General features: G+C 59.5%; 18 protein-coding genes. 8 read left to right on the top strand and 10 right to left on the bottom strand.

Annotation, left to right across the window (positions count from 1 at the left end; genetic code table 11):
* The first annotated feature begins 3 nt into the window (after positions 1-3).
* A complete protein-coding gene (locus TRIHO_RS21750) occupies positions 4-1,041 on the top strand; it encodes an extracellular solute-binding protein (protein ID WP_068248740.1) in 1,038 nt (345 codons plus the stop codon).
* Between the two features lie 129 nt (positions 1,042-1,170).
* Here TRIHO_RS21750 and pcaF read toward each other — a convergent pair whose 3' ends face one another.
* The 3 genes from pcaF to TRIHO_RS21735 are packed head-to-tail and all read right to left on the bottom strand — an operon-like array spanning position 1,171 to position 3,742.
* On the bottom strand, positions 1,171-2,361 hold the full coding sequence (gene pcaF / locus TRIHO_RS21745; protein WP_068248738.1) for a 3-oxoadipyl-CoA thiolase: 1,191 nt from the start codon (positions 2,359-2,361) through the stop codon (positions 1,171-1,173).
* Complete coding sequence (locus tag TRIHO_RS21740; RefSeq protein WP_068248736.1) at positions 2,358-3,038, bottom strand: 3-oxoacid CoA-transferase subunit B; 681 nt, start codon at positions 3,036-3,038, stop codon at positions 2,358-2,360. Before TRIHO_RS21740 ends, pcaF begins: the two co-directional genes overlap by 4 nt.
* The gene (locus TRIHO_RS21735) at positions 3,035-3,742 is read right to left on the bottom strand and encodes a 3-oxoacid CoA-transferase subunit A (protein WP_068248734.1); all 708 of its coding nucleotides are present in this window, start codon (positions 3,740-3,742) and stop codon (positions 3,035-3,037) included. The genes TRIHO_RS21740 and TRIHO_RS21735 overlap by 4 nt, the downstream gene beginning before the upstream one ends.
* Positions 3,743-3,841: 99 nt before the next feature.
* Here TRIHO_RS21735 and TRIHO_RS21730 point away from each other — a divergent pair, with 99 nt between their 5' ends.
* The 5 genes from TRIHO_RS21730 to mgrA all read left to right on the top strand — a co-directional run bounded on the left by TRIHO_RS21730 (position 3,842) and on the right by mgrA (position 9,331).
* Positions 3,842-4,600, top strand: a complete 759-nt coding sequence (locus TRIHO_RS21730) for an IclR family transcriptional regulator domain-containing protein (RefSeq protein ID WP_068248815.1) — start codon at positions 3,842-3,844, stop codon at positions 4,598-4,600.
* A gap of 154 nt (positions 4,601-4,754) precedes the next feature.
* Entirely contained in the window at positions 4,755-6,398 is a 1,644-nt protein-coding gene (locus TRIHO_RS21725; protein ID WP_068248732.1) for a flavin monoamine oxidase family protein, read from the top strand.
* A 34-nt stretch (positions 6,399-6,432) separates the two neighbouring features.
* On the top strand, positions 6,433-7,209 hold the full coding sequence (locus TRIHO_RS21720; RefSeq protein WP_068248730.1) for a carbon-nitrogen hydrolase family protein: 777 nt from the start codon (positions 6,433-6,435) through the stop codon (positions 7,207-7,209).
* Between the two features lie 192 nt (positions 7,210-7,401).
* Entirely contained in the window at positions 7,402-8,223 is an 822-nt protein-coding gene (locus tag TRIHO_RS21715; protein WP_068248728.1) for a TolB family protein, read from the top strand.
* Between the two features lie 61 nt (positions 8,224-8,284).
* On the top strand, positions 8,285-9,331 hold the full coding sequence (gene mgrA, locus TRIHO_RS21710; protein ID WP_068248727.1) for an L-glyceraldehyde 3-phosphate reductase: 1,047 nt from the start codon (positions 8,285-8,287) through the stop codon (positions 9,329-9,331).
* Positions 9,332-9,609: 278 nt separating this feature from the next.
* Here the strand turns inward: mgrA and TRIHO_RS21705 are convergent, their stop codons facing one another.
* The 4 genes from TRIHO_RS21705 to TRIHO_RS21690 form a co-directional block, all read right to left on the bottom strand.
* The gene (locus tag TRIHO_RS21705; protein ID WP_068248725.1) at positions 9,610-10,890 is read right to left on the bottom strand and encodes a TRAP transporter large permease; all 1,281 of its coding nucleotides are present in this window, start codon (positions 10,888-10,890) and stop codon (positions 9,610-9,612) included.
* Between the two features lies 1 nt (position 10,891).
* Positions 10,892-11,422 carry a TRAP transporter small permease gene (locus TRIHO_RS21700; RefSeq protein ID WP_106406214.1) on the bottom strand — a complete coding sequence of 177 codons (531 nt, stop codon included), beginning with the start codon at positions 11,420-11,422 and terminating at the stop codon, positions 10,892-10,894.
* A gap of 59 nt (positions 11,423-11,481) precedes the next feature.
* On the bottom strand, positions 11,482-12,468 hold the full coding sequence (locus TRIHO_RS21695) for a TRAP transporter substrate-binding protein (protein ID WP_068248723.1): 987 nt from the start codon (positions 12,466-12,468) through the stop codon (positions 11,482-11,484).
* A 193-nt stretch (positions 12,469-12,661) separates the two neighbouring features.
* Positions 12,662-13,351 (bottom strand): GntR family transcriptional regulator, encoded by a 690-nt coding sequence (locus tag TRIHO_RS21690; protein ID WP_068248721.1) that lies wholly within the window; start codon positions 13,349-13,351, stop codon positions 12,662-12,664.
* Positions 13,352-13,736: 385 nt separating this feature from the next.
* Here TRIHO_RS21690 and TRIHO_RS21685 point away from each other — a divergent pair, with 385 nt between their 5' ends.
* Positions 13,737-14,480, top strand: coding sequence for an SDR family NAD(P)-dependent oxidoreductase (locus TRIHO_RS21685; RefSeq protein ID WP_068248811.1), 744 nt, complete (start codon positions 13,737-13,739; stop codon positions 14,478-14,480).
* A 130-nt stretch (positions 14,481-14,610) separates the two neighbouring features.
* On the opposite strand, the gene TRIHO_RS21680 is transcribed toward TRIHO_RS21685, so the two are convergent.
* On the bottom strand, positions 14,611-15,492 hold the full coding sequence (locus tag TRIHO_RS21680) for a LysR family transcriptional regulator (protein WP_082705276.1): 882 nt from the start codon (positions 15,490-15,492) through the stop codon (positions 14,611-14,613).
* A gap of 113 nt (positions 15,493-15,605) precedes the next feature.
* Here TRIHO_RS21680 and TRIHO_RS21675 point away from each other — a divergent pair, with 113 nt between their 5' ends.
* Positions 15,606-15,839 (top strand): hypothetical protein, encoded by a 234-nt coding sequence (locus tag TRIHO_RS21675; RefSeq protein ID WP_068248719.1) that lies wholly within the window; start codon positions 15,606-15,608, stop codon positions 15,837-15,839.
* 79 nt (positions 15,840-15,918) lie between these two features.
* On the opposite strand, the gene TRIHO_RS21670 is transcribed toward TRIHO_RS21675, so the two are convergent.
* The gene (locus tag TRIHO_RS21670) at positions 15,919-16,317 is read right to left on the bottom strand and encodes a nuclear transport factor 2 family protein (protein ID WP_068248717.1); all 399 of its coding nucleotides are present in this window, start codon (positions 16,315-16,317) and stop codon (positions 15,919-15,921) included.
* Positions 16,318-16,334: 17 nt separating this feature from the next.
* On the bottom strand, positions 16,335-16,838 hold the full coding sequence (locus TRIHO_RS21665) for a peroxiredoxin-like family protein (RefSeq protein WP_207498768.1): 504 nt from the start codon (positions 16,836-16,838) through the stop codon (positions 16,335-16,337).
* Between the last annotated feature and the right edge of the window lie 76 nt (positions 16,839-16,914).

Raw genomic sequence — 16,914 nt, 5'->3', positions numbered from 1 at the left:
ACAATGAAAGCTCTTTTGAGATCCAGCGTAGCCGTCCTGACGCTTGGCGCAATGACGTCCGTCGCGGCGGCAGACGGTCAGGTGGTCGTGTACCATTGGTTCGAATACATCCCGCAAGAACTGGTGGATAAGTTCACCGCAGAAACCGGGATCGACGTGGTCATGGACACCTACGATTCCAACGAGGCGATGCTTGCCTCGCTCAAAGCCGGGGGTATGGGCACCTATGACGTGTCGGTGCCCGGCGATTACATGGTCAAGATCATGGCATCAGAAGGTTTGCTGGACACGATTGCCGAGGGCGAACTGGCGAACAAGGGCAACATTTCCGCCCTCTGGGCCGACCCCAGCTTTGACCCGGGGCGTCAGCACTCGATCCCCTATCAGTGGGGGTCCACCAGCTTTGCGGTAAACCGGGACGTTTATTCCGGCGACATTTCCTCGACCAGCATTCTGTTCAACCCGCCGGCGGAACTGCAGGGCAAGATCAATGTGCTCGACAGTCAGGGCGAGGTCATGGCGATGGCGGCGCTCCATATGGGCATTCCGCAATGCTCCACGGATCGCGAACAGCTCAAGGCGCTGAACGATATGTTGCAAAGCGCAAAACAGGGCTGGGCATCGTTCAACTCTGACACGGCCAAGGAAGTGCTGGTGTCGGGCGACGCGGCGGCCGGGATGATTTATGACGGGTTCAGCGCCAAGGCGCGCGAGGAAGGCGCCAATGTGGAATATGCCTTTCCAAAGGAGGGCTACATTGCCTGGATGGACAATGTCGTGTTGCTAAAGGACGCGCCCAACCGCGAGAATGCCTTGAAATTCATGGATTTCCTTCTGGTGCCGGAGAACGCGGCGGCGCTGACGAACTGGACCCGCTACGGTGCCGGGGTCGAGGGCGTTGCCCCGCTGCTGGACGAGGCTCTGCGGGCATTGCCAGAGGCGAACCCGACTGCGGATGCCGGCAAGACCGTGTTTATCGAAGCCTGTGAACAGGATGTGCAGGCTGTTTACGACACGATCTGGACCAACCTGAAAAAGTAAGACCTTCGATCTGGCGTCATGGCTTCCGCGAGGGATGCCGGATCCGCCGATCCTGCTAAATATCAGATGCGATTGTTGCAGGCCCGGCCCCATCATCCGATGGGCCGGGCCTTGTCACCTAGAGTGGGGTCACAAGGCTTCCAATGCCAGGGCAATGCCTTGGCCAACGCCGATACACATGGTGGAGAGGCTCTTTTCACCGGATTTCAGCTCCAGCATTGCGGTTCCGGCAATGCGGGCGCCTGACATGCCCAGCGGGTGACCAAGGGCGATGGCGCCTCCGTTCGGATTGACCCGCGCATCGTCGTCGTCGATGCCAAGTGCCCGCAGGGTTGCCAACCCCTGAGAGGCAAAAGCTTCGTTGAGTTCGATGACAGAGAAATCATCCGGGCTCAGGCCAAGACGGGCCATCAGTTTTTTCGACGCCGGCGCCGGCCCAAATCCCATGATCCGGGGTGCAACGCCTGCTGTGGCACCGCCAAGAACCCGCGCGATGGGGGTCAACCCGTGGCGTTTGATCGCGGCTTCGGACGCCAGGATCAGCGCTGCCGCCCCATCGTTCACGCCACTGGCATTGCCGGCGGTAATGGTGCCGTCCTCGCGCACAATTGGTCGGAGTGCGGCGAGTTTTTCCAAAGAGGTGGCCCGCGGGTGTTCGTCTGTCGTCACGACAGTTTCCCCTTTGCGGGTTTTGATCGTCACCGGGACGATCTCCTGGGCCAGCCTGCCGTTCGCAATCGCGTCGGCCGCCTTCTGTTGTGACCGGAGCGCAAAGGCGTCCTGATCCTCGCGGCTGATGGCAAAGTCGTCCGCGACATTTTCAGCGGTTTCCGGCATCGAGTCGACGCCGTGTTGCGCCTTCATCAACGGGTTGACGAACCGCCAGCCAATGGTGGTGTCATAGACTGCATTCGCGCGGGAATAGGCGCTTTCTGCCTTGGGCATCACGAAGGGTGCGCGGCTCATGCTTTCAACGCCGCCTGCCAGCACCAAGTCCGCTTCGCCGGCGCGGATCGCACGGGCGGCGGTGATCACCGCATCCATACCTGACCCGCAGAGCCGGTTGAGCGTCACGCCCGGTACATCCACGGGCAGCCCCGCCAGCAGCGCAGACATGCGCGCGACGTTGCGATTGTCCTCGCCCGCCTGATTGGCGCAGCCATAGTAGACCTCGTCGACCTGGCTCCAGTCGATGTCGTGACGGCCCATCAGGGCGCGGATCGGGATTGCCCCCAGGTCATCGGCCCGCACCGCTGCCAAGGCGCCGCCAAAGCGTCCGATGGGTGTGCGCAGGTAGTCACAGATAAAGACTTCGGTCATGCCAGTTCCTCCGGGCAAATCAGATCGGCCACCGGGCCATCGGTATGAAGCGGCGCGCCGGTCAGCGCCTGAAGCTCCTCCATCGAGCAGGACGGCAGTTTTTCACGCAGCACAAAATGTCCGTCGCAGACGTCGATCACTGCGAGCGAGGAATAAATGCGGGTCACACAGCCGACGCCGGTCAACGGCAAGGTGCAATGTGACACCAGTTTCGGCGCGCCGGTCTTGGTCACATGATCAGTCAGGACTGCGACACGACGGGCCGATTGCACCAGATCCATGGCACCGCCAACCGCCGGGATGCCGCCTTTTCCGGTGGACCAGTTGGCGAGATCTCCGTTCTGTGCAACCTGATAGGCCCCCAGGATCGCCACATCCAGGTGACCGCCGCGCACCATGGCGAAACTGTCGGCGTGGTCAAAGAATGCCGTGCCGGGCTTCAAGGTGATCGCCTTTTTCCCGGCATTGATCAGGTCCCAGTCCTCGTCTCCGGGTTCTGGGGCCTTGCCAAAGTCCAATACACCGTTTTCGGTGTGAAAAATCGCCTGTTTGCCTTCGGGTTGGAAGCGGGCAACCATTTCTGGAAAACCGATGCCGAGGTTCACATAGGCACCATCCTCGATGTCCTGTGCCGCGCGCCATGCGATCTGCGCGTTGGAAAGTTTGATATCGGTCATGGGTATACGGCCTCCGCCCGGTTGAGCTCTTCTTCCTGTGCTGGGGTCGGTACTTCGACAAGGCGCTGCACGAAGATACCAGGCGTCACAACATGTTCAGGGTCGATCCCGCCCAGCGGTACAAAGCTGGACACCTGCGCAATGGTGGTGGTGGCGGCTGTTGCCATCACCGGGTTGAAATTTCGCGCGGCCATCCGATAGGTCAGATTGCCGTGTGGGTCGCCCAATTCACCCTTGATCAACGCGAAATCGGCCTTGAGCCACCGCTCGCGCACATAGGAACGACCGTCAAAAACCTCGATATGTTTCCCTTCGGCGACTTCGGTGCCAAAGGCGGTTGGCGTGTAAAACGCCGGAATGCCGGCCCCACCCGCGCGGATGCGCTCGGCCAGTGTGCCCTGCGGGACGATCTCCAATTCGATTTTCCCGGCCTTGTAGGTCTCGACAAATACGCTCGGATCCGCAGAGCGCGGGAAGGAGCAGATCAGCTTGTCAACGCGGCCCTGCTCGATCAGCGCCGCCAGACCGACATGGCCATTCCCAGCGTTGTTGTTGACCACGGTCAGGTGCTTGGCCCCTTGGTCGATCAATGCGTGGATCAGCTCGATCGGGGCACCGGAGCCCCCAAACCCGCCGATCATCACTGTGGCGCCATCTGGAATTTCAGCCACGGCCTCTGCGGCAGAAGAAATACGTTTGTCCATGAGATACCTCCTGACCCTGAGGTAAGAAAACAATCTCCATTGGACCAGCAATTTATTCACATATTGACCTTTGTTCAACATGTGAAGAATGCTGTGCGTATGGTGAACAGAACGGACTATATCGCCTCTTTTGCAAAGGGGCTGCAGGTGATCGAGGCGTTTCGCGCGGAAACCCCCCGTTTGACGATCACGGATGCGGCACGCGCGACAGGGCTGGACAGAGCCACCGCGCGACGCTGCCTGCTGACCCTGCATGAAACCGGATATGCGGATTATGATGGCAAATACTTTCAGCTGACCCCACGGGTGCTGCGCCTTGGCATGGGCACTCTCGCGGCGCTGCCGTTGCCGCAGATCGTGCAGCCCTGGCTGGAGCAATTGTCAGCCCGGACGGGTCAGTCCTCTTCGGTGTCGATCCTTGATGAAACCGAGATTGTCTACCTCGCCCGGTCCGCGACCACCCGGATCATGTCGATCGGGTTGATGCCTGGCTCGCGGCTGCCGGCACATTGCACATCCATGGGGCGGGTGCTGCTGGCCGACCTTGCGCCCGCGCAGGCCCGCGCGCTGGTTGAACGCTCCGATCTTGCGCCGCGCACGGTCTATAGCCGGACCCACCCAGATGACATCATGCAAGAGATCGCCGAGGCTGGGCGCAATGGCTATGCCATGATTGATCAGGAGGTTGAACTGGGCCTGAGGTCGCTGGCGGTGCCGCTTCAGAATACCCACGGGCGCGTGGTCGCGGCTCTCAATATCGGGATCGCGGCAAGCCAGGACCCCACATCGAGCATTATCGACCGCTATCTTGCGCCTCTTCAGGCGGTTCAATCTGGCCTGAAACGGGTTCTTGGCTAACATTTGCCGCGGGTGGAAATCCTGTGCGCGATGTGCCTTTCGGCCCGCCGTCATTCATGTAATCCTCGCCTTGAAACGCGCTGCGACATGTCACGGCGACAGAAAACAGATGTCACACGGAGCACGGCTCTGTCGTTGACAAAGGAGAGGCGACTTGACTGCAATAACGGCCTTTGGCCCGGATTTTCCATTCGCATATGAAGAGTGGATTGCGCATCCTGCGGGGCTTGGGCAACTCCCCAAAGATGTCCACGGAACCGAAGTCGCCATCATCGGCGCGGGTGCGGCTGGAGTGGTGGCGGCCTTCGAGCTGATGAAACTGGGGCTGCGCCCGGTCGTCTATGAAGCCTCGCAGTTTGGCGGGCGGCTGCGGTCGCGGACCTTTGAGGGCACGAAGGGGATCATCGCGGAACTGGGGGGAATGCGTTTTCCAATCTCGTCGCGGGGGTTTTATCACTACGTCGATCTTGCCGGTTGTGAAAGTCGGCCGTTTCCCAACCCGCTCAGTGCTGCTGCCGGTTCGACGGTTATCGAACTGGAAGGCCAGCGCCATTTTGCCCGCACATTGCAGGATTTGCCGCCGCTCTATCAGGAAATCGCCGAAGCCTACGACACCGCCCTGCGCGAACAGGCGGCGTTTCCCGACCTGCAGGCTGCGGTCCGGGACAAGGATATCGCCGGCATCAAAGCTCTGTGGAACCCGCTTGTCCGTGACTGGGACGAGCGGACGTTTTATGATTTCATCGTCAATTCCAAGCCGTTCCAGAAGTTGAATTTCCGCCACCGCGAAGTCTTCGGACAGGTCGGGTTTGGCACCGGCGGATGGGACTCTGATTTTCCGAATTCGATGCTTGAGATCCTCCGGGTGAATTTGCTGAGACTGGATGACGACCAGCGCTATATTGTTGGGGGTGTCGAAAATGTCCTGCATCGGCTCTGGAACTTGTCCGTGCCCTGCGCCCATTGGCCCGACGGGACGACACTCGCCAGTTTGAACGGCGGCGCGACGCGCAGTCGGGCCACGGCCTTGACCCGGGCCGGGGATCAGATCCGGGTGCGCGATCAATGGGTGAATGAAACCGATTACCCGGCGGTGCTTGCGACCTGTCAGACCCATCTGCTGACCACTTCCATTGAAACCGAAGAAGACCTGTTTGACCAGAAGCTCTGGATGGCGCTGGACCGAACCCGCTACATGCAGGCCGCCAAAACCTTTGTTATGGTCGACAGACCTTTCTGGAATGACATTGACCCGGCGACAGGCCAACCTGTCATGTCCATGACCCTGACGGATCGGCTGACGCGTGGCACCTATCTTTTTGACAACGGCCCGGACCAGCCGGCCGTCATCTGTCTGAGTTATGCCTGGATGACGGATGCGCTCAAGGTGCTGCCGCTGAGTGCGGAACGCCGTGTCGAACTGGCGCTTGGCGCGCTCTCGAAGATTTTCCCGGACGTCGATATCGCCTCTCACATCCGGGGGGAGCCGATTTGCGTCAGCTGGGAATCGGACGAAAACTTCCTCGGCGCGTTCAAGGGCGCGTTGCCGGGACACTACCGCTACAACCACCGTATTTTCGGCCATTTCATGCAGGACCAAATGGCGCCCGAACACCGGGGGATCTTTCTTGCCGGCGATGGCGTCAGTTGGACACCGGCCTGGGTCGAAGGCGCTGTTCAGACGTCGCTCAATGCCGTTTGGGGCATCCTGACCCATCTTGGCGGCCAAAGCGCAGCGGGGAATCCGGGCCCGGGGGATCTTTATCCCGAACATGGCCCGGTTGATTTGCCTGACTGAGCGTCATGCCCCGTCCAGCGGAAGAGGAGTGAACATGAAACTTGCATTACTGCAGCCACAGCCTGCCGAAGGAAAGGCCGAGCTCGCAATGGCATCCCTGTCGCAGGCGCTTGTGGCGGCTGCGGCGGCGGGTGCCGATATGCTGGTCGCACCGGAACTGATGCTGCCCGGCTACAACGGTCCGGCCGCCCACCGGCAACAGGCGCAAGACAGGACCGGACCCTGGATGCGACATCTGTCTGATTTGACCCGGAAAACCGGCTGCGCCCTGGTAACGGGCTGGTCAGAACGCGAGGGCGACCAGCATTTCAACAGCGTTACTGCATTTGGTCCCGAGGGCGAGATCCTGGCGCATCATCGAAAACATATGCTGTTTGGCGAGATGGAGAAATCGGTCTTTCACCCCGGTGACGCGCCTGCTCCGGTCTTCTCTTTTGCGGGACTGCGTTTTGGGCTGTTGATCTGCTACGAGATCGAGTTCCCGGAAATCGCACGCCATCTTGCCCGGAACGGCGCAGAGGTGATCCTGGTCCCGACCGCAAACCCAGAGGGTTACGAACATGTGCAGGAAATTCTGGTGCCAGCACGGGCGTATGAGAGCCGCGCCTTTGTCGCCTATGCGAACTATTGCGGTCAAGAAAACGGCCTGCGCTTTGGCGGACGCTCCGTTCTGGTTGGACCCGACGGTTCAAGTCTGATCCAGGCGGGCACGACCGAGAGCCTGTTGGTTTGTACGCTGCCAGAAATCGGGACCTATCCGGCGGACCGCCTGTCGACGCAGGTCGAGGATCTGCGGGACAGCCTGTACTGAAGGTCCGAACATCTGGACGCTCGCCGAACTGGTCTTTTGGCCCGACCTCGGCAAGCCTGCGGCAGGATGTCGGCACCCATGCAACGCACCGTGCTGCGTCTTGAACTTCACTACGGCCTCTGCGTAACTATATGCCTAGCAACTCTGCGCGATGGCATGACGCGTCGGTACAACCGAAAAAGGACCGCGGCGATGAAGAGCGAAATTGTTCTCTATGACCTGCAACACCGCAGGGAAACGATCTTGCTGTCTGTCGGAGAACATATCGAGGCCCCGAACTGGCGACCCGACGGCACGGGGCTGATTGTCAACGGTGACGGGCGGCTCTTTAGCGTGCCGCTTGATGTGCCGACGCGACACCCGATTGACACAGGATTTGCCAGTCAGATCAACAACGACCATGGTATTTCGCCGGACGGTAATACCTTGGTGATCAGTGACCAGACCGAAGCTGGCGAAAGCGCGATCTACACGCTGCCGGCTGGCGGCGGCACGCCCCGGCGGGTCACGGAAAAGACGCCCTCCTACTGGCATGGTTGGTCGCCGGATGGCGCCACATTGGCCTATGTCGGAAATCGCGGCGCGGGCTATCAGGTCTACACAATCCCGGTCGGCGGAGGGCACGAAACCCAGGTGACCGAAGGGTTTGACCATTGTGACGGACCGGATTTCACCCCGGATGGCACCTGGATCTGGTTCAATGGCGAACAGGACGGTTCGGTTCAACTCTGGCGGGTGCGTCTGGATGGCAGCGACCTTGAACGGATGACGGATGAGGCCACGGTAAACTGGTTTCCGCACCCGTCACCTGACGGGCGACATGTGCTGTACCTGGCCTATCCGGCGGGCACGCAGGGCCACCCCTTTGGCAAGCAGGTCGAACTGAGGCTGATGCCTGCTCAGGGTGGCAAGAGCGAGAAATTGACCGATCTTTTTGGCGGGCAGGGCACGATCAATGTCCCCTGCTGGGGTCCCGACAGTCAGGCCTTCGCCTTTGTGCGATATCACCAATAGCTGAAGGCCGACCCGTTTCAACACTTCGGTGCAAAAGAACAAAGCGATAAAGGATAGACCAATGACATGGACCGCCGCAGAGACCCGATACGACAAGATGCCCTACCGCCGCTGTGGCCGCTCAGGGCTGAAACTTCCTGCGATTTCTTTGGGGTTGTGGCACAATTTCGGTGACGACACCCCGCATGAGACCAAGCGGGAGATCACCCGGACTGCATTTGATCTCGGTATTACGCATTTTGATCTGGCCAACAATTATGGACCGTTGCCGGGATCGGCGGAAACGGCCTTTGGCGCGCTGATGAAGAGTGACTTTGCGCCCTATCGGGACGAAATGATCATTTCTTCGAAAGCGGGTTACGGCATGTGGCCGGGCCCATATGGTGAATGGGGCAGCCGCAAATACCTCATCGCGTCTTGTGATCAATCGCTCAAGCGGATGGGGTTGGATTACGTCGATATCTTCTATTCCCACCGGTTCGATCCCGACACCCCGCTTGAGGAAACGATGATGGCGCTTGATCACATCGTGCGGTCCGGGCGGGCGCTATACGCCGGAATTTCTTCCTACAACGCGCAACGCACGCGCGAGGCCGCTGCCATCCTGAAAGAGCTGGGAACGCCCTGCCTGATCCATCAGCCCAGCTATTCGATGCTCAACCGCTGGATCGAGGAGGACGGGCTTGTGGATACGCTTGAAGACCTCGGCATCGGGTCGATTGTCTTTTCACCGCTGGCACAAGGGATGTTGAGTTCGAAATACCTCGGCGGCATTCCCGAGGGCAGTCGGGCAACCCAAGGCAAATCTCTTCGCAAGGATTTTCTGTCTGACACGGCCTTGGCCAGCATCCGCAGCTTGAACGAAATCGCCCAGGAGCGCGGCCAGACACTGGCGCAGATGGCTTTGGCCTGGGTGCTGCGCGGCGGGCGTGTCACCTCGGCGCTGATCGGGGCCTCAAAGCCTGAACAGGTTATTGATTGCGTCGGAGCAGTCGATAATCTCGAGTTCACTGCAGAAGAACTGTCTCGCATTGATGGCTATGCACAAGATATGGATATCAACCTTTGGGCGGCCTCGGCCGAACGGGAAGGTCCCCAGCGCGGCTGATCTGTCGATCACAGACTGCGCCTGGTTTTCATGACGATGGGCACAGGTGGAACCGGAATGGAAATCTCTCTGGCTTGGGCTATCGCCTCGGCCAGAGAGGTATCTTTAACATAACCATCCTTACGCGTCTTGTTCGGCACTTTCCGTGGTTTCCCAAGCAAAGTGCACTTCCTGTATCAAAAGCAAAACCCTGCATGGATGCATGCTGACATGGAAAGTCCCCCGCCGAAGAGGTTTCGGCGGGGGACTTGATCGGTGGCGCGCGTGGGCGTGCCGGCTTACTCCATTACCGACGGCAACCAGAGCGACACGGCGGGTACATAGGTGACCAGCATCAGCGCGGCAAAGATCGCGAGGTAGAAGGGCCAGATCGTGCGCACGGCGTCCTCGATCTTGACCCGTCCGACCGCACAGCCAACGAAGAGACAGGTGCCGACAGGCGGAGTGCACAGACCGATACCGAGGTTGATCAGCATCATGATGCCGAATTGTGTCGGATCCATCCCGAGCCCCACCGCAATGGGCATGAAGATCGGCGTACAGATCAGGATCAGCGCCGCCATATCCATGATCATACCGAGAACCAGCAGGATCACGTTGATCATCAGCAGGATGACGATGGGATTGTCAGAGATCGCCCCGAGCAGCCCCGACAGCTTTGCCGGTACCTGATAGAGCGCCAGAAGATAGGCAAAGGAGCTGGCAAAGGCGATCAGGATCATCACCATCGCGGTGGTCCGCACGGCGCCGGTCACCGACAACATCAAGGCCTTCCAAGTGAGGCTGCGATAATAAAAGGCCGTCAGAAGTAGCGCGTAGATGGCACCAAACGCACCGGATTCCGTGACCGTGAAGACGCCCGACAGGGTGCCGCCGACGATGATGACAGCCGTCATGAACCCCGGAATGGCGTCCATCGCTGCGCGTCCCACAACACCCCAGCCCGGAAAGGGTTCGGCGGGATAGTTGTGACGCACTGACAGGATCCATGCGGCGATTGCCAGGCTGACACACATCAGGATGCCAGGGATCACGCCGGCCAGGAACAGCTTGGACAGGGAAATGCCGCCACCCGCTGCCACTGCAAAGATGATCATGTTGTGGCTTGGTGGGATCACGATGCCGGCAATGGAGGAGGTTACGGTGACATTGACCGCAAAATCCGGCCGATAGCCGCGCTCTTTCATCACGGGAACCAGCAGGGAGCCAAGCGCCGAGATATCCGCCACCGCAGAGCCGGAAATGCCGCCAAACAACATCGAGGAGAAGATGTTGACCATGGCCAGGCCGCCCTTGAAGTGGCCCACCAGCGCCGAGGCGAGATTGACCAGCCGTTTGGCGATACCGCCATGCAGCATGATCTCGCCCGCGAAAATGAAAAACGGAATGGCCAGCAGCGAAAACACGGAGACTCCGGCCGTGGCGCGCTGAAACGTGATCAGCGTCGGGAAGCCCTCGAACCAGAAGGTCACCGCGGCCGCGATCCCCATGGCAAAGGCAACGGGCGCGCCGATGACAACGCCAACGGCGAACACCCCAAGCAGCAAAAGAAGACCCAATTTAAAATTCCTCGTTTTCGGAGTTTGGTGTCCAGGCGCTAAACCGTACGATCCGCAACAGCGCGCGGGTTCCCGCAAAGAGCATCATCAATCCGCCGAGCGACGTGATGGCTGCGGTCCGCACGGTTTCGGGAATGTTCAGCATCGGCAACAATGTGTCCCAGCCAAAAGACATCAGAGTCAGTCCGGCGAACAACATCACAGCCCCAAATACGCCAAGTGCAATGTCGATGAGGATCATCAAAAGTTTTTGCACCACGGGAGGCATCATGTCGCGAAACAGGTTGACGCCGATATGGGTATCATCGCGCACACCGGCCGCCGCGCCGAGAAAGGCGATGTAGCAGATCAGCAGCAGGGCCAGTTGTTCGACCCAGGTGGGTGTTGCGTTCAACACGTAGCGGCCGAAAACCAGCCAGCCAAAAGTGACGATCAGGGTCACCAGCGCCACTGAGGCCGCTGCGAGACAGGCCTGGCGCAGGAGGTCAAGCAGGTGTTCAATCCTGCGGATGAGAACGGGCTCGGACGTCATGGGATGCCTTTCAACAAGGGCGGGACCATGAAAGGTCCCGCCCAGGGTTTACGCGTCGCTTATTCAGCGTTGCGGATCATGTTGACCAGATCCGTCAATTCCGGATTGGCGGCCAGGAATGCCTCGTAGACCGGGGTCATTGCTTCCTGGAACGGCGCCTTGTCCGCGATGGTGTTGACCACGGTGCCACCTGCGGTGACGGCTTCCATGCTTGCCGCTTCACGCTCGGCCCAGAGCTCACGCTGATGCTCGGCGCTGGCGCGGCCGGCAGTCATTACGATGTCCTGCTGTTCCGGGGTCAGTTTTTCCCAGGTTTTCAGGCTCATGCAGAGGCATTCGGGGATGATCAGGTGCTCGGTCAGCGAGTAGTATTTCGCGACTTCAAAGTGGTTGGTGGACTCGTAGGACGGCGGGTTGTTTTCCGCGCCATCCACAACGCCGGTCTTGATCGACTGATAGACCTCACCAAAGGCCATCGGGGTGGCGTTGCCGTCCATGCTTTCGACCATTTTGACGAACAGGTCGTTCGACATCACGCGGACCTTCAGACCTTCGACGTCTGCGGGCGTGTTGATCGGACGGACAGAGTTATAGAAGGAGCGCGCGCCAGCGGCATACCAACCCAACGCCTTGATTCCCTTGGCTTCCATTCCAACGCCGATGGCGTCGCCCACTTCACCGTCCATCAGGCGGTACATGTCAGGCACGCTGGCAAAGATGAACGGCAGCGATACGACGTTGGTCTCGGGAACAGATTGGCCCATCGGCCCAAGGCTGAACACACCGAAATCCATGACGCCGAGGCGCATTTGTTCGATGGCGTCCGGCTGCGAGCCCAAAACGCCGTTGTGATAGACCTTGCCGGAGATCTCGCCGCCGGTCTTTTCGCTGACCTCGGAAATGAAGGCCTCCATGCCGTGGGACACGGGGTAGTCTTCGACGTGAATGTTCCAGCCACGCATTTCGGTCGCGCCGGCAGTAGATGCCAACCCGAGCGTCACAGCCGAGGCCAGGGCAAGTGATGTAGTGCGGAAATTGAATGTCATGCTATTCCTCCCTTGCATGAATGCAACTCGATCGGCGCGCTTTCTTTGGCGGCCATGTGCAGCATCATGATTACTTGTCGCAAAACTTGGATACAAGAAGAATCTTATGCGCTGGGTCTTCAAGTTGTCAGCGGCGGGGGTTTTCCCTGCACGGACCTCTTGGAAAGCGGGGCTGGGCGACAGCCGCAGCGAATTATGCGTTGTCGTCGAAATAGGCTGCGCTGTTGATGCGGATAGACTTAATCGTGTCGTCCAGTCGAGTCAGATGCAGCATGCCGGCGTCGACTGCGCGTTCGGCATCGCCAGCCTTGATTGCGTCGGTGATCTCTTCATGATCCTCTACCAGCAGAGGCATCCGGTCTTCTTTCGCAAGGCCAAGCATACAAAGCCGGTCGACTTTTTCTTTTTCTTCGCGAATCACTTCGAACGCATAGGGGACCTTGCCGATGTCACAAACCGTCTTGTGAAAATCGTAGTCCAACTTTGAAAACGCGCGGTAGTCGCGCTCTGCAAGGGCCTTTTTCTGCAAGGCCAGCAAGGCTTCCAGCTGAAAGCCGGCGGCGGCATCACAGTGTTTAACGGCTTCGCGCAGAGCGGCAGCCTCAACGGCGGCGCGGACGAAGCGGCTCTTTTCGATTGCCTTGATCGAGAGCTTTTTGACCTCGGTGGCCCGTTTGGGGCGCACCAGAATCAGGTCCATATTTGCCAAATGAGTGAACGCTTCGCGTACAGGTTGCCGGGACACGCCGAATTTTCCTGCGATGTCTGTCTCGGATATTCGCGTTCCGGGAAGCATCCGCATGGAGGTGATCTCCTTATACAGGAAATCAACGATTCGCTCGACACTGGAGCGGCCTTCCGGCGCAGTTTCAACTTTCGGCATCGTGGCTCCTCCCGCGTCGACGCTCAATATGGGGTTGCGGCGATGAATGCCAGTTGATTTCCCAGAGCGCAGTGACGCAGCCTTAGTATAGAGCGGTCGTATTTAGTATTCAATCTGGGATACAAGAATTGACAAGCCGCGACAAATACGCCACCCCTTGTGCCGAAGTCGCCAAACGCGGCCCAGTTCCGCGGGAACGGCGCCGCGCCTGGGGGAGTTGCGACAGCTTGCTGATCGAGACTGCTCCTTGCGCGGCATCGGTGACAGGCGCGGCGTCTCCCAGAAGTCGCGCCTGTTCATTCTTCTGAAGGGCTTGCTCCGGCAACAAGACACCCAGGCAAAATTGCAGGACGTGTCGTTGAACACGACAGTGAAAGGAAAAACCATGAACCTCCAAGGCAAGACGGCAATCGTCACCGGTGGCGGACGCGATATCGGACGCGCCTGTGCGCTGAAACTGGCGGAACAGGGCGCCCGCGTTGTCATCAATTATTTCGCATCCTCTGCGGGGGCCGAACAGGTCGTCAAGGACATCGAAGCGGCCGGCGGCAGCGCAATTGCGGTTCAGGGCGACCTGAACAAAGCGGAAAGCGCCGAAGCACTGGTGGCGACGGCTCTTGAGACTTTCGGCAGCGTCGACATTCTGGTCAACAACGCCGGGGGCCTTATTGCCCGCAAAACCCTGGCAGAGATGTCGATGGATCATTGGCATGCGGTGATGAACCTGAACTTGACCAGCACGGTCACGATGATCAAGGCCTGCCTGCCGCATATGTCCAAAGGGGCGATCGTCAATGTCGCATCGCAAGCCGGCCGCGATGGCGGCGGCGGCGGCGCGGTGGCCTATGCAACATCAAAAGGGGCGGTGATGACCTTGACACGTGGCCTGGCCAAAGAGCTGGGTCCGGACATCCGTGTAAACGCCCTCTGCCCCGGCATGATCGACACGGATTTCCACAACATCTTTACCAAGGATGAGGCGCGCCGCAACGTCGAAGCCGCCACCCCGCTCAAACGGCAGGGCACGCCCGAAGATGTCGCCAATCTGGTGGCCTATCTGGCTAGCGATGATGCCGCCTTCCTGACCGGTACCAACGTCGACATCAATGGTGGTTTGCTGTTCAGCTGATCCCTGGCCCGGCCCCGCGCGCAGATGCGGGGGCCGGGCCTAGTCCGGGTGCGAAATCTGCTAAATGGTGTGGCAAAGCAATCTGCCACATCGCTCTGGGCAAGCAGACCGATCTGCGCGCGACCCCAGCTCAGGCGCCGGTGCGTGACAGCAAGCGGCACATCCGATCTATGGCGCGCCGGACCTCTGGCAGGTGGCGGTCAGCGTCATGGGTCACCAGCCATTGGTCGTGGCTTAGTTCCGACACCACATTGCCAACTCGCTGCAACCCCGGTTCAGTGTCCCCAATGAAACAAGGCAGCAAAGCCGTTCCCTGCCCCGCTAGCGCCAGATCCAGGGCATTGCGCGGACTGTTGACTTCGCAAACTGTATCGCCGCCAGAGGTTTGCGCAACCCAGCGCGCAGATGGGGTGTCAGCGACCACGCGGATCCAGCGGTCAGGCGCACCCGCAGCGGCATAGGGGGCGAACTCCACCGCCGCCAGTTTGCGCCCGGCCAGCGACGTTTCCGTCGGGCGGCGATTGCGAAAGCCGATCACCACCTCTCGATGAGCGATATCCAGGACTTGCTCCGCGGCGACAAAACGCAGGCGAATATCTGGTGGTGTGCCCACCAGGCTGTCAACACCACGCAGCAACACAAGCGTCGTCCAGGTGCCTGCCGAAACCTTGACCAACGGCAGACCATCCGGGTCCGGACGTTGAGTAAGCCGGCTGATCCGCGCCTCCACCTCTGTCAGCTCCGCAAACAGCGCCTGGCCCTCACTGGTCAGCCGATAACCGCGGTCGTGGCGGACGAACAGGTCGCGGCCAATGCTGCGTTCCAGCCCCTGCATGCGCCGCCCCAGGGTTGCTGGACTGCGCCCAGTGTTCCGTGCCGCCGCCGATAACCCGCCATCGCGGGCGACGGCCAGAAACAGGTTGAGGTTTTCCCAATCGGGGCCGCCGGTCCGAGGGCCCGTTTGGGCCTCAGCATTGGCTGCACCGATGGGTGGCTTTCCCGAATCTATCATTTCACTTCTGCAAAGAAGAGTTCAAACCGTTTCGTTTTGTAATGTCCACTTGGCCGCTATCCTGGGCTGAGGTCAAGCACGCTGTGCGAATAGCTGCCAAGAGGAAACCTTGCATGCCTGATACACTCCAACGGTCCACGGCCTTCCCGCTGGCGAGTCCAAGCTCCGGCCTTGCCGACGAAGACGCCTTTTACGCGGCTTACGGCGGCTCCGGGGCCTGCCTATTGTTTCGCATTGTCAGTCTTGTTGGGGCACTCGGCCCGATGCAGCGGTGGCGGATGACCACCACCGCCGCCAGACCCAAGCAACATTGGCGCCTGAGGCAAAAGCAGCATGGACCCACATAAAACGCGGGGATCTGACCCGACGTGACCGTGCCATGGGGCATCCGCTCGTCGGGTCGTCTTATACAATCGCAGTGAGGATTCAGGCCGCTTCGCGATCGGGACGGCTGAAGTTGACCTCCCGTGTGACCTGCCAGCGGCCGTCCTCAAAAACGAAATCAATGCTCAGCTCGATATGCATCTTTGGGCCACCAACCGGAATTTTCCGGGAGATCAGAACATGGCCACGGTCGTCGTTTACCGTCGCGCTGTGAATTTTCGACCACATGTGGTCTTCTGGGATCTTGTCCTTGAAGGCCTCTTTCAACATCTCCATGAAACCTTGTTTCTTCAGGCTGACCAGGCGGCCGTCGATGTTGAGATCCATGACAATGATGTCCTTGTGATAGATCTTGTCCAGCTCTTCCATATTGGCGCTGGTACCGTATTTCATCAGGTCCTGAACCTTGGCAAGCAGGGCCTCTTTGGTGTTCTCAGTCATCACTTTTCTCCTTTGTGTTAGGCATATGTGCCGTTGACAGGCGCATCTTTCATGGGGCCGCGGCGGAACCCGATCCCCTTGGCAATCCAGGCGAGATCCGGCCGTGCAAAGGGAACGTTCGAAATATCGACGATCTGCAGGACCCCTGCATTGTCGAGAACGAACAGGCCGGGTTCGGCGAACGGGGCCTCGACATCCATCCCGTTGCGCGGGCTGGAGATATAGAGCCCCATTTCCTGCATCTGGGGGATGGTCAGCCCGTAAGCGACGTCGAATTTCGGGTCCACGTCTGCCATCTGGGCGAGTGCGCGGTCCCGGCTGTCCGCAGACACCGCGACCACATCGACCCCCTGCGCATTAAGGTCGGGCAAAGTCGAATTGAGCTGTTGCAGGTAGGTCGTGCACAGCGGGCAATGTTTGCCGCGATAAACAAGAACGAGCATCCATTCCAAACCATCCTTTGGTTTGGAAATGTCGCGCGTCCCACCGGCAAGCACAGGGAGGCTGAGCGCCGGAAACACAGTTCTGGCGGCGCGTTTTTCACTGGTCAATTTGGGTGATCTCCTATATGTACTGATCGTTACATAATGATCAGAA

It is taken from the genome of Tritonibacter horizontis (assembly GCF_001518015.1).
GTDB lineage: Bacteria > Pseudomonadota > Alphaproteobacteria > Rhodobacterales > Rhodobacteraceae > Epibacterium > Epibacterium horizontis.
The sequence above is the reverse complement of the archived record's forward strand: the minus strand, read 5'-3'. Positions and strand labels throughout refer to the sequence as shown.